This window comes from Rathayibacter sp. AY1F3 (assembly GCF_002931975.1).
Taxonomy (GTDB): domain Bacteria; phylum Actinomycetota; class Actinomycetes; order Actinomycetales; family Microbacteriaceae; genus Rathayibacter.
This window is the reverse complement of record NZ_PSVF01000001.1, coordinates 202,341-216,389: the sequence shown is the minus strand read 5'-3', so window position 1 is coordinate 216,389 and position 14,049 is coordinate 202,341. Positions and strand designations below refer to the sequence as shown.

Genomic DNA, 14,049 nt, shown 5'->3' with positions numbered 1-14,049 from the left:
GCCGCACGCCTGGGCTGGAACGGATACCGTAGATCGGGTCGCCCGAACGAGCCGTGTCGCGCCGCAGCGACCTGCCGGGCCCCTTCCGTTTCCCAGCCAAGGAGCGTCCGTGTCCTCTTCCCCCGCCAGCCCCGGCGTCGCCGCCTCGTTCGACCAGCCCGTGTCGGTGGTCGACCCCGAGATCGCCGCCGTGCTCCAGCAGGAGCTCGACCGCCAGCGCGGCTACCTCGAGATGATCGCGAGCGAGAACTTCGTGCCGCGCGCGATCCTCGAGTCGCAGGGCTCCGTCCTGACCAACAAGTACGCCGAGGGCTACCCCGGCCGCCGCTACTACGGCGGCTGCGAGTACGTCGACATCGCCGAGCAGCTCGCGATCGACCGCGCCAAGGCCCTCTTCGGCGCCGAGTTCGCCAACGTCCAGCCGCACTCCGGAGCCTCCGCCAACGCCGCGGCGCTCGCCGCGCTCGTGCAGCCCGGAGACACCATCCTCGGCCTCGAGCTCGCGCACGGCGGCCACCTGACCCACGGCATGAAGCTGAACTTCTCGGGCAAGCTCTACAACGCGACCGCGTACGGCGTCGACCCGCAGACCTTCCGCATCGACATGGACGCGGTCCGCGAGAAGGCCCTCGAGGTCCGTCCGCAGGTGCTCATCGCCGGCTGGTCCGCCTACCCCCGTCAGCTCGACTTCGAGGCGTTCCGCGCCATCGCCGACGAGGTCGGCGCGAAGCTCTGGGTCGACATGGCCCACTTCGCCGGCCTCGTGGCGGCGGGGCTGCACCCGTCGCCGGTGCCCTACGCCGACGTCGTGACGACCACCGTCCACAAGACGCTGGCCGGCCCGCGCTCGGGGCTCATCCTCGCGAAGCAGGAGTACGCCAAGAAGCTGAACTCGGCCGTCTTCCCCGGCCAGCAGGGCGGCCCGCTCATGCACGTGATCGCCGCGAAGGCGACCGCGTTCAAGCTCGCCGGCGAGCCCGAGTTCGCCGACCGCCAGGCACGCACCATCCGCGGCGCGCAGATCCTCGCCGAGCGCCTCACGGCGGCCGACTCGAAGGCCGAGGGCATCGACGTCCTGACCGGCGGCACGGACGTCCACCTCGTCCTCGCCGACCTGCGCGACTCGCCGCTGGACGGCAAGCAGGCCGAGGACCGCCTCCACGAGGTCGGTATCACGGTCAACCGCAACGCCGTGCCGTTCGACCCCCGCCCGCCGATGGTCACCTCGGGCCTGCGCATCGGCACGCCGGCGCTCGCGACGCGCGGCTTCGGCGACACGGAGTTCACCGAGGTCGCCGACGTCATCGCCGAGGCGCTCAAGCCCTCGGCCGACCTCGAGGCGCTGCGCGGCCGTGTCGCCCGCCTCACCGACGACTTCCCGCTCTACCCCGGGCTGTAGTCGATCCGCTGCACCACCCGCGCGGCGGAGGCCGGGGCACCGTCCCCCTCCGCCGCGCCACGACCGAGGAGCCCGAGATGACGGCACAGGTACTCGACGGCGTCGCGACGGCGACGGCGGTCAAGACGGAGATCGCGGAGCGGGTCGCCGCTCTGCGCGAGCGGGGCGTCGTGCCCGGGCTCGGCACGCTGCTGGTGGGGGACGATCCCGCCTCCCGCTCGTACGTCGCGGGCAAGCACCGCGACTGCGCGGAGGTCGGGATCGAGTCGATCCGCGTGGACCTCCCCGCGACCGCGTCGGCGGACGACATCCGCGCTGCCATCCGGCAGCTCAACGACTCGGAGGCCGTGACCGGGTACATCATCCAGCTCCCGCTGCCGGAGGGCATCGACGAGAACGCGATGCTCGAGCTCATGGATCCGGACAAGGACGCCGACGGCCTGCACCCCACCAACCTCGGCCGCCTGGTGCTCGGCGTCGAGGGTGAGCTGGACAGCCCGCTGCCCTGCACGCCGAACGGGATCGTCGAGATGCTGCAGCGCCACGGCATCCCGACCTCGGGCAGACACGTCGTCGTCGTGGGCCGCGGGCTCACCGTCGGCCGACCGCTCGGGCTCCTGCTCACGCGGAAGGGCCTCGACGCCACCGTGACCCTCACCCACTCCCGCACGGCCGATCTCGCCGCGGAGGTGCGCCGCGCCGACATCGTGGTGGCCGCCGTGGGCGTGCCCGGGCTCATCCGCGCCGACTGGGTGAAGCCCGGCGCCGCCGTGCTCGACGTGGGCATCACGCGAGTCGAGAACCCGGAGACGGGCCGCGCGAAGCTGACCGGCGACGTCGCACCGGAGGTGGCGGAGGTCGCGGGCTGGCTCTCGCCCGTGCCCGGCGGAGTCGGCCCGATGACGCGCGCGATGCTCATCCACAACGTGGTGACGGCGGCCGAGCGCGCCCTGCGCTGACCGGTCCCGCGCCACAGGACCCGCGCCGGACCGCGCTCGGGGGCGACGTCCAGTCGCCTGCCGGTAGCGTGGCCCGGCGCTCTCGCGTCCCCCACCCCGTCGGACACGTCCTCGGAGCGCGCCCCGCCCCACGAGGAGAACCCATGCTCACCGTCACCGCCTACGCCGCCCCCTCCGCGACCGAGCCGCTCGTCCCCACCACCATCGAGCGCCGCGACGTCGGACCGCACGACGTGCTCATCGAGATCGCCTACTCCGGCATCTGCCACTCCGACATCCACACCGTCCGCGGCGACTGGGGACCGGTGGCGTACCCGCTGACCGTCGGCCACGAGATCGTCGGCGTCGTGGCCGAGGTCGGCTCCGAGGTCACCAAGCACTCCGTCGGCGACCGCGTCGGCGTCGGCTGCATGGTGAACTCCTGCCGCGAGTGCGAGAACTGCCTCGCGGGCGAGGAGCAGTACTGCCTGAAGGGCAACACCGGCACCTACGCCTCCGTCGACCGCGACGGCACCATCACCCAGGGCGGCTACTCCACGCACGTCGTCGTCGTCGAGGACTTCGTGCTCCGCGTCCCGGAGTCGATCCCCTACGAGGCCGCCGCCCCGCTGCTGTGCGCGGGCATCACGACCTACTCGCCGCTCTCGCACTGGGAGGCGGGCCCCGGCAAGCGCGTGGCCGTCGTCGGCCTCGGCGGGCTCGGCCACATGGCCGTCAAGTTCGCGCACGCGATGGGCGCCGAGGTCACCGTGCTCTCGCAGACCCTCAGCAAGAAGGAGGACGGCCTCCGCCTGGGCGCCGACCACTACTACGCGACGCGCGACGAGGCGACCTTCACCGATCTCGCGAACACCTTCGACCTGATCGTCAACACGGTCAGCGCGCCCCTCGACCTCGACGCCTACCTGGGGCTCCTGCGCCGCAACGGCACGATGGTGAACGTGGGCGCTCCGGCCGAGGCGCTGCCGTTGCACGTCTTCACGCTCTTCGGCGCCCGTCGCTCCTTCGCGGGCTCGGGCATCGGCGGCATCCGCGAGACCCAGGAGATGCTCGACTTCTGCGCCGAGAAGGGCATCGCGAGCGAGGTCGAGGTCGTCTCGGCCTCGCAGATCAACGAGGCCTACGAGCGCGTCCTCGCCTCGGACGTCCGCTACCGCTTCGTGATCGACGCCTCCACGTTCGAGAAGTGAGCGCGGCCGGGGCGCTAGCCTCGGCGGCATGAGCGAACGGAGCCACCCGGCCGTCGACCGCGTCCTCGCCGACCTCGACCGGCACGGCGTGCACCCGACCGTGCGCTGGCTCGACTCGGCCGCGTCGACGGCCGCACTGGCGGCCGAGGCGCTGGGCGTCGACGTCGGTCAGATCGCCAACTCGCTCGTGTTCCTGCTCGACAGTGCGCCGCTGCTGGTCCTGACCAGCGGCGGCCACCGCGTCGACACCGCCTGGCTGGGCGTGCAGCTGGGCGGATCGATCACCCGGGCGCCGGCCGCGGAGGTGAAGGCCGCGACAGGCCAGACGATCGGCGGGATCGCGCCGGTGGGCCATCCCGCGCCGCTGCGCACCGTGGTCGACGCGGCCCTCGCCGCCTACGACGTGGTCTGGGCTGCGGCCGGGCACGCGCACACCGTCTACCCGACGAGCTTCGCCGAGCTGGTCCGGGTCACCGGGGGAGAAGCGCGCGCCGTCGTTCCGCCGGATCCGGCGCCGTAGCGGCTGGAGGAGGAACGCCCCCTGCGACGCGAGGTCGCAGGGGGCGTCGACGGAAGCAGAGGTCAGAGCACGCGGCCCGCGCCGTCGGCGGCCGTGACCAGGAAGAGCTCCGGAGTCGTGAAGCCCTTCTCGGCGAAGGCGGCGAGGACCGCGGCGCGGACCTCCTCCTCCTTCTCCACCGGAGTGAGGGCGATCGCGGAGCCGCCGAAGCCGCCGCCGGTCATCCGGGCGCCGATCGCTCCGGCGCCGCGCGCCGCCTCGACGGCGGTGTCGAGCTCGGGCACCGAGATCTCGAAGTCGTCGCGGAGGGAGACGTGGCCGGCGTCGAGCAGATCGCCGATCGCCCGGGGACCGTGCTCGCGCAGGGTGCGGACGGTCTCGAGCACGCGGGCGTCCTCGGTCACGACGTGCTTCACGCGCCGGTAGGTGACGTCGTCGAGGAGCTCCTGGGCGCGCGGCAGGTCGTCGACCGTCAGCTCGCGGAGCGACGGCACGCCGAGGGTCGCGGCGCCGAGCTCGCAGGAGGCGCGCCGCTCGGCGTAGCCGCCGGTGGCGTGCGCGTGCTCGACGCGCGTGTCGACGACGAGCAGGACGAGCCCGGCCTCCTCGAAGCCGAGGGGGACGACTTCGGTGTCGAGGCTGCGGCAGTCCAGGAACACTGCGGCGTCGCGCTTCCCGAAGAGGGAGGCGGACTCGTCCATGATCCCGGTGGGGGCGCCGACCGCGACGTTCTCGGCGCGACGGCCGACGCGGGCCATCGTCGCGCGGTCGAAGCCGAGGTGCCAGAGCTCGTCGAGGGCGACGGCCATCGCGCACATCAGCGCCGCAGAGCTCGAGAGCCCCGCGCCGACCGGCACGTCGGAGTCGACGTACGCGTCGAAGCCCGAGCGGGAGCCCAGGTCGACGCCGTACTCGGTGAGCGCCCAGACCACGCCGAGCGGGTAGGCCGACCAGCCGGTCACGGCGCCGGGGCCGAGCTCGTCGAGAGCGACCTCGACCACCTCGGGGGAGAAGGCGCTGCTGATCCGGATCAGGCGGTCCTCCCTGGGCGCGACGGCCATCGCCGTGGCGCGGTCGATCGCGAAGGGGAAGACGAAGCCGTCGTTGTAGTCGGTGTGCTCGCCGATCAGGTTCACGCGGCCGGGGCCGGCCCAGACGCCGGCGGCGGGGCGGCCGAAGGTGCGCTCGAAGGCGGAGGCCGCGCTCTCGGCGACGGCGGTCAGGGAGGCGGGAGCGGCGGTCATCGGTTCTCCTCGGCGATGTCGGCGGCGGTGGTGGCGGGAGTGGCGGCGCCGCCGGGAAGCGAGTCGTCGCTGTGCACGGCGACCGGCAGGGCCGCGTCGGGGCGCTGTGCGATCCCGGCCTCGAGCACGGCCGCGTCGGCCCGCTCGATCGCCGCGCGCAGGGCCGCGGCGCTCGTCTCGGGGGCGATGTCGCCGATCCAGGCGCCCATCGCGGCCTCGCTCCCCGCGAGGTACTTGAGCTTCGTCTCGGCGCGGCGTGGCGAGGTGATCTGGAGCATCAGGCGCACCTCGTCGCGGCGCTCGTGCACCGGGGCCTGGTGCCAGGCGGCGATGTAGGGCGTCGGGGTGTCGTAGAGGGCGTCGATGCCGCGGAGCAGGCGCTGGTACATCACAGCCAGCTCGTCGCGCTCCTCCGGGGTGGTCGCCGCCAGGTCCGGGACGTGGCGGTGCGGCAGGAGGTGCACCTCGACGGGCCAGCGCGCGGCGAACGGCACGAACGCGGTGAAGTGCTCGCCGCGGAGGAGGACGCGCTCGCCGGCCTGCTCGAAGGCGAGGACGTCGGCGAACATCGACGGCCCGTAGCTGTCGAGCGAGGCGAGCAGGCGGGTCGTGCGCGGCGTGACGTAGGGGTAGGAGTAGATCTGCCCGTGGGGGTGGTGCAGCGTGACGCCGATCGCCTCGCCGCGGTTCTCGAACGGGAACACCTGCTGCACGCCGGGAAGGGCAGAGAGGGCGCCCACGCGGTCGGCCCAGGCCTCGACCACGGTCCGGACGCGGGAGGCGCTGAGCGTGGCGAACGAGCCCTCGTGCTCGGGGCTGAAGCAGACGACCTCGCAGCGGCCGACGCTGGTCAGCGTCCGGCCGAGCCCGAGGGTGCGCAGGTCCTCCAGGGAGGCGGGCGCGTCCGCGTCCTCGAGGAGCGGGCCGAAGGAGGGGGAGCGGTTCTCGAAGACGGCGACGTCGTAGCGGCTGGGCACCTCCGACGGGTTCGTCGGCGACGCCGGGGCGAGCGGATCGAGCTCGGCCGGCGGCAGGAACACGCGGTTCTGGCGCGACGCGGCGATGGAGACCCACTCGCCGGTCAGCACGTCCTGGCGCATCCGCGCGGTGGCGGGGCGGGGGTCGAGGTGGCGTGCGTCGGCGGCGCGCTCCGGGGGGAGGGTCGTGTCGGCGTCGTCGAAGTAGAGGAGCTCGCGGCCGTCGGCCAGCGTGTGCGGGCGCTTGACGACGCCGGCGGAGAGTGTGATCGCTTCGTTCATGGCAGGAGTCAGACTAGGGCCGCACCTTCGAAAAGGAAAGCTCGTTTTCGCTTTGACAAGTCCACCGGCCCGCGGGCACGATGGGCGGATGAGGACGGACGGCGAGCAGGAGTCCACGTCGGCGATCGAGCGCCGGCTGCGGCTGCGTCTGGCCGCCGAGAGCTCGGGCTTCGTCGGGGTCGCCCCGATGGCCGACATGCTCGGGGTCTCGGTCGTCACCGTCCGCTCCGATCTCGCCCTGCTCGCGAGCGAGGGCGTCCTCCAGCGGGTGCGCGGAGGGGCGATCCCGGCTCCGAGGCCCACCGGCGAGCGCTCGCTCGAGGAGGGCCTGAGCGCCGCCTCCGACGAGAAGGCCGCGATCGGCGAGGAGGCCGCCGCCTCCGTCTCCTCCGGGCAGAGCATCGTGCTCGACGTGGGCACCACCCCGCTCGCCATCGCGCACGCGCTCGTGGCGCGGGAGGAGCTGCGCGACGTCACGGTGATCACGAACGGCCTCTCCACGGCGCTGGCGCTCGAGCCGGCCATCCCGCGCTTCACGGTCGTCGTCACCGGGGGCACTCTGCGGCCGCTGCAGCACTCGCTGGTCGAGCCGCTCGCGTCCGAGCTGCTCGAGCGGATCCGCGCCGACATCGCCTTCATCGGCTGCACCGGCGTGCACCCCGAGGCCGGCGTCACCAACGTCAACCTCCCGGAGGCGACCCTGAAGCGCCGGATGCTGCAGGCGGCGACCCGCCGGGTCGTGGTCGCGGACTCCTCGAAGCTCGGAGTGGTCGACCTCGGCCGGGTCGCCGCTCCCGACGAGTTCGACCGTCTGCTCACGGGGGCGGGCGCCGCCGACGGACTCGTTGCCGCTCTGGAGGAGGCGGGGCTCGCGGTCACCCGTTGCCGGGCGCTCGGCGAGCGCGTCAGTCCGTAGGATCGAGGAATGGCCGACTTCACCCCCGCCCCCGCCACCGGGCGCCAGTTCTCGCTCGACCTCACCGCCGAGGGACGCACCCTGCACGCCGTCGTGACGGAGGTGGCCGCAGCGCTGCGCCACCTCTCGGTCGACGGAGTGGAGATCACCGCCTCCTACCCGGAGAGCACCGTTCCGCCGTTCGGCTCGGGCATCGTCCTGATGCCCTGGCCCAACCGCGTGAAGGACGGGCGCTGGCACCACCGCGGCGAGACGCTCCAGCTCGCGATCACCGAGCCGAAGTACCACAACGCCATCCACGGCCTGCTGGTGAGCACCCCGTACCGCCTCGTCGACCAGGGCCCGTCCTTCGTCGAGCTGGCCGCGCCGGTCGTGCCCCAGGCGGGCTACCCGTTCCACCTCGAGACCTCGGTCCGCTACGAGCTGCAGGCCGACGGGCTGAAGGTCGTCCACCGCGTCGTCAACGTCGGAGCCGACGAGGCGCCCGTCGCCATCGGCACGCACCCCTTCCTCGCCATCGGCGACGTCCCGACCGACGAGCTCGAGATCACCGTCGACGCGGCGGTGCACATCGAGGTCGACGAGCGCCTCAACCCCACCGCGCAGAACCCGGTCGAGGGCACCGAGTGGGACCTCCGCTCCGGCCGCCGCATCGGCGACCTCGAGCTCGACGACGCCTGGGCCGACGTCCGGATGGTCGACGGCGAGAGCGTGCACGGCCTCCGCGCTGCGGACGGCCGCCGCGTGCTCCTCTGGGCCGACGCCTCGCACAACTTCATCCAGGTCTTCATCACCCGGATCTTCCCCGACGGCGACGACGTGAAGACCGCGATCGCCGTGGAGCCGATGACCGCTCCCGCCGAGGCGTTCAACAGCGGGCAGGGCCTGCGCTGGCTCGAGCCGGGCGAGGAGTGGACCGTCGCGTGGGGCATCCGCCACGAGGGGTTCCCCACCGCGTCATGACCACCCTCGCGGCGGTCGGGCGCGACGACGAGGCCAAGCGCGTCGCTCTCGTCCGGATGAAGCGGCTCGCCACGGGCCTGCTCGTGGTGATGGCCGTCGTCTTCGCCGTGTCGTTCGCCCTGCAGGAGCGCTACCCGTGGCTGCAGTGGGTCCGGGCCGCGAGCGAGGGCGGGATGGTCGGCGCGCTCGCCGACTGGTTCGCCGTGACCGCGCTGTTCCGGCGGCCGCTGGGCCTGCCGATCCCGCACACCGCGATCATCCCGACCAAGAAGGACGAGATCGGCGCGAGCCTCGCGCAGTTCGTCGAGGAGAACTTCCTCCGCGGCGCCATCGTGCGCGAGAAGCTCGACTCCTTCGGGATCGCCCGGCGGGCGGGGCTGTGGCTCGCCGAGCCGGAGAACGCGCACCGGGTCGGCGGCGAGAGCGCCGCGGCCGTCCGCTCGGCGATCGCCCTGCTGGACGACTCCGACGTGCAGCGCGTGATCGAGGCGCTGGCACGGCGCCACCTCCTCGACCCGCAGTGGGGCCCGCCGCTGGGCTCGCTGGTGGGCAGCGTGGTCGAGGCGGGCCACCACCGGCGCCTCGTGGACACGCTGGTGGAGCAGGCGGAGGCGTGGCTGACCGCGAACCCGCAGAGCTTCACCCGCATGGTCAGCGGCCGCCTGCCGAGCTGGCTGCCCTCCGCGGTCAGCCGAGCGGTGGACGAGCGGCTGTACCGCGAGGCTCTCGTCTTCGTCGCCGCAGTGCGCGAGGACCAGGTGCACCCCTTCCGGATCGCGATCGACGGCTACCTCGCCACGCTCGCGCAGGATCTGGGCACCGACCCCGACCTGATCGCCCGGGTCGAGGAGATCAAGAACCGCGCCTTCGACAGCCCGCGCGTGCGCGAGCTCGCCGGGGACGCCTGGGAGGCGACGAAGGCCTCCCTCCTCGGCGCGATGGACGACCCGTCGAGCCCCCTCCGCGGCAGCATCGAGTCGATCGTGGTCGATCTGGGCCGCCGGCTCTCGACCGACGCCAGCCTCGCGGCGACCGTCGACTCCTGGATCGGATCGGTCGCGGCCAACCTGGTCGACCGCTACCGCACCGACATCGCCAGCATCATCGGCGACACCATCCACCGCTGGGACCCGCGCGAGACGTCCGAGAAGCTCGAGCTGCAGGTCGGGAAGGACCTCCAGTTCATCCGGATCAACGGCACCGTCGTGGGCTCCCTGGCCGGGCTGGTCATCTTCACCGTCGCGCACGCGCTGCTCGGCTCGTGAAGCGGGGCGCCCGGGCCCGCTCCGCAAGCCCTCGTCGACGTCGGTGGTCGGGCGTACGGTCGCACCATGAGCGATGACAACACCACCGATCCCGATGTCAAGACCGAGGGCGACGTCCTCGGGGCCCGTGCCGACGACGGCAGCGACACCAGCGCCAGCAAGGACCCGTCCGACTGGGTCACCGGCGACGAGCCGATGACCGGCCCGCAGCGCAGCTACCTCGACACCCTCGCGCGCGAGGCGGGCGAGACCCTGCCCGCCGACCTCACCAAGGCCCAGGCCTCCGAGCACATCGACCGCCTGCAGTCCTCCACGGGCCGTGGCGACGGCAGCAACGGGCACGACTGATCCCGCCGGGGCGCCCCGGGGCTGAGCATCAGTCCCCGTCGGCGCCCCCGTCCGGGGCGCGCACACCGCGCCCCGGCGTCCCTAGGGTTCCGTCATGGCGATCTCCCGCACCACGCGCAACGCCCTCGACCTCATCGACGCGATCCGGATCCCCGGCCGCATCGATCCCCGTCTGGCCCGGCAGGTGACCCTGTCCCTCCGCCAGCTCCTCGAATCCGGAGCCTTCGGCCCGAGCGAGCGGCTCCTCCGCCGCCGCGCGAGGAGGCTCCGCTCCCGCACCCGCGAGGCGGCCGCGTTCCGGCAGACGCGCCCGGCTGGCTGAACCGTCCAGCCCTGAGCCCGCTGAACGGAGTCGCTCCGCTGTGACCGGCGACGGGACAGACACCGTCCGCGCGGTCGTCTAGAGTTCCTGGCATCCGGTCCGCCGGATGCCCGCCGCAGTCTCCCGGCCGGTCGACAACGGAGTCGTCCCGGTGCGGGTCATCCCCCCCCGTTCGCGCGTCGAACGCCCCGCTGGTTCCAGCACCCCGCTCCCTCCTCGAGAAGGGACTCCCGCGATGACGACCCGCGTCTCGCACACCGCGACGACCGTCCGCCTCGTCCGCTGGTACCGGATCGACTCCGACTGGCTCTCGGAGGTCGTCACCGGCCGCCTGCTCGAGCACCAGGACGGCCGCTGGCGCCTGCTCGTCGGCGAGAAGGTCCGTGACTACCCGGACGAGGTGTGGTCGCTCTGCCACGAGTGACGCCGTCGCGGAGCACCGCGGCCCGGACGAGGCGTCAGAGGTAGAGGTAGTACGTCTTCGCGCAGTCCGTCGAGCAGAACGGGTCACGGCGGCGGGCCGGCCGGACGCGGCACGCCTCGCACAGCCGCGGCCGGCGCAGAAGAACGCGGAGGACGGTCAGCACCTCTGCACGGTAGCGCGGCGACCTGGCTGCGCCCTGGCCGCGCCCTGGCACTGTCCGGAAAGCGCGACCAGGCGGTCGAGTGGTGGGCCCCGTCGGGCTCGAACCGACGACCCGCGGATTAAAAGTCCGCTGCTCTGCCAACTGAGCTAGAGGCCCGCGCGATCCAGGGTAGCGGGCCGTCGGCGCCCCCGGAGCAGGTGCGGCCCGGAGCAGGTGCGGCCCGGAGCGCGGTCGATCCCGGAGCGGACCGCGTCCTCCGCGCGGGCATACCCGCCCAGCCGTGGGCGTTACCCTCCTCGAACCCCCTACGGAGCGCGAGCGCGAGAGCGTCCGCGCGCACGACCGCGGAAGGCGGCCCCATGACAGACGGCTTCCACAAGCCGACCAAGTTCCCCTCCCACGTCTTCGAGGCGTTCCAGGGAGGAGAGGACCCGGCGCAGATCAGCCGCGTCGCCCACGAGACCGCGATCGCGCTGCTGAGCCGTGTCCGGAACGACCCCGACCCGGTGGTCATCGACCGCCTGGTCGAGTACACCGACCACAACGGCATCGACGCGCTCGCCGAGCTCTGGGCGCGCTCCAGCGCGGCGAGCCTGCCGGGCGCCCTCTGGCGGATCTACCTGCTGCGGCTGGTCATCCGGCAGGACCCGGAGAGCACGAGCTTCCTCTACCAGCGCGGAGTCGAGCTGTCCGCCACGATCGACCCGGTGGTCGCCGGAGCCAGCACTCCCACGGGGCCGGCCGAGATCACCGAGCTGGCCGACCGGATCCTCCGCGGCGTCTTCGACGGCGACTTCGCGGTGGCACTGGACCGCGCCGCGGCGTTCTGCCGCGTGAGCGCCTCCGGAGCCGTCTCGGTCGCCGACGACGTGGAGCCAGTGAACCCCGCCCGGGCGAGCGAGCTGACCACCCGCGCCCTGCGCCTCTCGACCACCGCGGCCGAGCTCGTGAGCTGCGCGCGGCTGTGGCGGAGCGACTCCCTGGAGTGACGCGCAACCCGCGTTCACCCACTGCGAACGCCGCTCGCCGCCACCGCGGAGGCCTTTGGTAGACTGGCGGAAGCCGGATCGCAGTAACCCCGGGCTCCACTTATAGCCGCTTCGAGCGGCCTCGCGCCGAGAGGCGTTCCTGCGGTCCGGCCCCTTCTCTGCTCGCATCGCCGCCACGGTGCGCGAGGCGAGGGCCCAGGAGGAGTCGATCCTCGCCCGAGTCCCCACAGACAGGCGCCAGCGGAATGAAGAACAGCAGAGCTCTCCGGATCGGCGCGCGCGTCTGGGCGGGGGCGGGGCTGCTGGTCGTCGCCGCCCTCTACCTCCTCGCCGCCCCGAGCGTCGACGACGCGGAGGGCGCCCAGTTCGCCGCGGGGGTCTCGCTCTCGCAGGGCACGGTGATGCGCGTCCTCGCGGTCCTCGACGTGCTCGCCGGGCTCTGGGTCCTCATCCGCCCGCGCAGCTATCCGGGCATCACCGCTGCGGCGGTGGCCGTGATCTCGCTCTGGCTGGCCCCCCGGCTGGGCGACCCCGCGCTCGTGCCGATCGGCACGTTGGCGCTGGATGTCCGATTCGTGACGCATCCGATCGAGGTGTCGGTCGTCGTTGCAGGCCTGGCCGTGACAGCCTTCTGGATGACGCGGAATCTTTCAGCCCGGGCGCGGGCGAGGCGGGGCTGATGACGGACGACACCACAGCGGAGGCGGCTGTCCTCCTCGAGCGCATCGCCGGGGGAGAGCAGGCCGCGTTCGCCGCGCTCTACGACCAGATGGCCGGCCGGGTCCTCGGCCTGATCATCCGCGTCCTCGTCGACCGCTCCCAGTCCGAGGAGGTGGCCCAGGAGGTCTTCCTCGAGATCTGGCAAACCGCTGGGCGTTTCGCTCCGAATAAAGGAAGCGCGACGACCTGGATCCTCACGATGGCACACCGCAGGGCCATCGACAGGGTCCGCGCGGCTCAAGCCGGCCGTGATCGGGACATGCGCATCGGAATCCGAGACCTCGGACGCGACTACGACCAGGTCTCCGAGCAGGCGGAGGTGTCCCTCGAGCACGAGAAGGTCGCGGCCGCCATGGGCCGCCTGACGGAACTGCAGCGGCAGGCGCTGCAGCTCGCTTACTACGGCGGATACTCGCACAGCGAGATCGCGGGGATCCTGCAGTGCCCCGTGGGAACCGTCAAGACACGCCTGCGTGACGGAATGATCAGACTTCGAGAAGAGATGGGGGTGGCCCTGTGAACGATGTGCGATTCCCCGACGGGATGGACGACCCGCGCGATCTCGCGGCGGGTCACGCACTGGGCATCCTGACGCCCGAGGAGCAGGAGCGCTACGAGCGCTTCCTCTCCGAGCACCCGGAGGCGCGCGGCGAGGCCGACGCGTTCGCCGAGGTGGCGGAGGCGCTGGTCGCCGACGCACCCGCCGTGGAGCCCTCGCCGGGCTTCAAGGCCGACCTGATGGCGCTCATCGCCACCACTCCGCAGCTGCCGCTGGAGGAGCCCGACGAGGACCACGAGGCGCCCGCCGCGCCCCGTCTGGTCCCCGTCGCCTCCGAGGGCGAGCGGAGCGGTCCGACGGCTCGCCGGGACGGTGGCGGCAGCGCCGCGAACCGCGCCCGGAGCCGCTGGTTCGCCCGCCCCGCGGTCTACCTCTCGGCTGCCGCGGCCGCCGCGGTGATCGTGGTCGGCGGAGTGACCCTCCCGCCGCTGCTCTCGTCCGGCCCCGGCCAGACGCAGCAGCAGACGGCTCTGGAGCAGATCCGCAGCGCCCCCGACGCGCAGGAGACGACCGGCACGGTCGCCACCGGCGAGCAGGCGACGCTGGTCTGGTCGAGCTCGCTCGGCCGCTCCGCCCTCGTGGTGGACGACCTGGCGCCGCTGCCGGAGGACAAGACCTACGAGCTCTGGTACATCGGCTCGTCCGGTCCGGTCGCCGCAGGGACGTTCGACGGGGGAGAAGGCAGCACCGTGGCCCCGCTCGAGGGGAGCCTCACCGAGGGCGGAGTCGTCGCCGTGACGGTCGAGGACGCCGGCGGCTCGCCGACTCCGACCACCGATCCGATACTGGCGATCGACATCGCCTGACGG

The 14,049-nt window shown here is 73.0% G+C and carries 17 protein-coding genes and 1 tRNA gene; 14 read left to right on the top strand and 4 right to left on the bottom strand.

Features of this window, described 5'->3' with window-relative positions; genetic code table 11:
* Positions 1–109: 109 nt before the first annotated feature.
* The 4 genes from glyA (at position 110) to C5C39_RS01055 (ending at position 4,068) form a co-directional block, all read left to right on the top strand.
* Positions 110–1,399 carry a serine hydroxymethyltransferase gene (gene glyA / locus C5C39_RS01070; protein ID WP_104224723.1) on the top strand — a complete coding sequence of 430 codons (1,290 nt, stop codon included), beginning with the start codon at positions 110–112 and terminating at the stop codon, positions 1,397–1,399.
* Positions 1,400–1,476: 77 nt separating this feature from the next.
* The gene (locus tag C5C39_RS01065) at positions 1,477–2,358 is read left to right on the top strand and encodes a bifunctional methylenetetrahydrofolate dehydrogenase/methenyltetrahydrofolate cyclohydrolase (protein ID WP_104295729.1); all 882 of its coding nucleotides are present in this window, start codon (positions 1,477–1,479) and stop codon (positions 2,356–2,358) included.
* A 143-nt stretch (positions 2,359–2,501) separates the two neighbouring features.
* Positions 2,502–3,548 (top strand): NAD(P)-dependent alcohol dehydrogenase, encoded by a 1,047-nt coding sequence (locus C5C39_RS01060; RefSeq protein WP_104233905.1) that lies wholly within the window; start codon positions 2,502–2,504, stop codon positions 3,546–3,548.
* Positions 3,549–3,576: 28 nt separating this feature from the next.
* Positions 3,577–4,068 (top strand): YbaK/EbsC family protein, encoded by a 492-nt coding sequence (locus C5C39_RS01055; RefSeq protein WP_104352444.1) that lies wholly within the window; start codon positions 3,577–3,579, stop codon positions 4,066–4,068.
* Positions 4,069–4,130: 62 nt separating this feature from the next.
* Here the strand turns inward: C5C39_RS01055 and galK are convergent, their stop codons facing one another.
* Together galK and galT are read right to left on the bottom strand one after the other, a co-directional pair.
* Positions 4,131–5,312 (bottom strand): galactokinase, encoded by a 1,182-nt coding sequence (galK, locus tag C5C39_RS01050; protein ID WP_104352443.1) that lies wholly within the window; start codon positions 5,310–5,312, stop codon positions 4,131–4,133.
* Positions 5,309–6,571 carry a galactose-1-phosphate uridylyltransferase gene (galT, locus tag C5C39_RS01045; protein ID WP_104352442.1) on the bottom strand — a complete coding sequence of 421 codons (1,263 nt, stop codon included), beginning with the start codon at positions 6,569–6,571 and terminating at the stop codon, positions 5,309–5,311. The genes galK and galT overlap by 4 nt, the downstream gene beginning before the upstream one ends.
* Positions 6,572–6,659: 88 nt before the next feature.
* On the opposite strand from galT, the gene C5C39_RS01040 reads away from it, so the two are divergent.
* The 6 genes from C5C39_RS01040 to C5C39_RS01015 all read left to right on the top strand — a co-directional run bounded on the left by C5C39_RS01040 (position 6,660) and on the right by C5C39_RS01015 (position 10,809).
* Positions 6,660–7,487 (top strand): DeoR/GlpR family DNA-binding transcription regulator, encoded by an 828-nt coding sequence (locus C5C39_RS01040; RefSeq protein ID WP_104288068.1) that lies wholly within the window; start codon positions 6,660–6,662, stop codon positions 7,485–7,487.
* A gap of 9 nt (positions 7,488–7,496) precedes the next feature.
* A complete protein-coding gene (locus tag C5C39_RS01035) occupies positions 7,497–8,450 on the top strand; it encodes an aldose 1-epimerase family protein (RefSeq protein ID WP_104352441.1) in 954 nt (317 codons plus the stop codon).
* Positions 8,447–9,715 carry a DUF445 domain-containing protein gene (locus C5C39_RS01030; RefSeq protein ID WP_104352440.1) on the top strand — a complete coding sequence of 423 codons (1,269 nt, stop codon included), beginning with the start codon at positions 8,447–8,449 and terminating at the stop codon, positions 9,713–9,715. The genes C5C39_RS01035 and C5C39_RS01030 overlap by 4 nt, the downstream gene beginning before the upstream one ends.
* A 66-nt stretch (positions 9,716–9,781) precedes the next feature.
* A complete protein-coding gene (locus C5C39_RS01025) occupies positions 9,782–10,063 on the top strand; it encodes a DUF3072 domain-containing protein (RefSeq protein WP_104224714.1) in 282 nt (93 codons plus the stop codon).
* Positions 10,064–10,157: 94 nt separating this feature from the next.
* Entirely contained in the window at positions 10,158–10,385 is a 228-nt protein-coding gene (locus C5C39_RS01020; protein WP_104352439.1) for a hypothetical protein, read from the top strand.
* 235 nt (positions 10,386–10,620) lie between these two features.
* A complete protein-coding gene (locus tag C5C39_RS01015) occupies positions 10,621–10,809 on the top strand; it encodes a hypothetical protein (protein ID WP_104224712.1) in 189 nt (62 codons plus the stop codon).
* Positions 10,810–10,843: 34 nt separating this feature from the next.
* On the opposite strand, the gene C5C39_RS17775 is transcribed toward C5C39_RS01015, so the two are convergent.
* The gene (locus C5C39_RS17775) at positions 10,844–10,972 is read right to left on the bottom strand and encodes a hypothetical protein (protein ID WP_258059535.1); all 129 of its coding nucleotides are present in this window, start codon (positions 10,970–10,972) and stop codon (positions 10,844–10,846) included.
* Between the two features lie 80 nt (positions 10,973–11,052).
* Positions 11,053–11,128: transfer RNA gene (locus C5C39_RS01010), tRNA-Lys, on the bottom strand.
* Between the two features lie 203 nt (positions 11,129–11,331).
* Between C5C39_RS01010 and C5C39_RS01005 the strand changes: the two genes are divergently transcribed.
* The 4 genes from C5C39_RS01005 to C5C39_RS00990 all read left to right on the top strand — a co-directional run bounded on the left by C5C39_RS01005 (position 11,332) and on the right by C5C39_RS00990 (position 14,046).
* Positions 11,332–11,961 (top strand): DNA-directed RNA polymerase subunit beta, encoded by a 630-nt coding sequence (locus C5C39_RS01005; protein WP_104227273.1) that lies wholly within the window; start codon positions 11,332–11,334, stop codon positions 11,959–11,961.
* A 245-nt stretch (positions 11,962–12,206) separates the two neighbouring features.
* On the top strand, positions 12,207–12,641 hold the full coding sequence (locus C5C39_RS17350) for a hypothetical protein (RefSeq protein WP_104224710.1): 435 nt from the start codon (positions 12,207–12,209) through the stop codon (positions 12,639–12,641).
* Positions 12,641–13,201: an ECF RNA polymerase sigma factor SigK gene (sigK, locus tag C5C39_RS00995; RefSeq protein ID WP_104224709.1), complete on the top strand. Its 561-nt coding sequence runs from the start codon at positions 12,641–12,643 to the stop codon at positions 13,199–13,201. The genes C5C39_RS17350 and sigK overlap by 1 nt, the downstream gene beginning before the upstream one ends.
* On the top strand, positions 13,198–14,046 hold the full coding sequence (locus C5C39_RS00990; protein WP_146083859.1) for an anti-sigma factor domain-containing protein: 849 nt from the start codon (positions 13,198–13,200) through the stop codon (positions 14,044–14,046). The genes sigK and C5C39_RS00990 overlap by 4 nt, the downstream gene beginning before the upstream one ends.
* Positions 14,047–14,049: the final 3 nt, after the last annotated feature.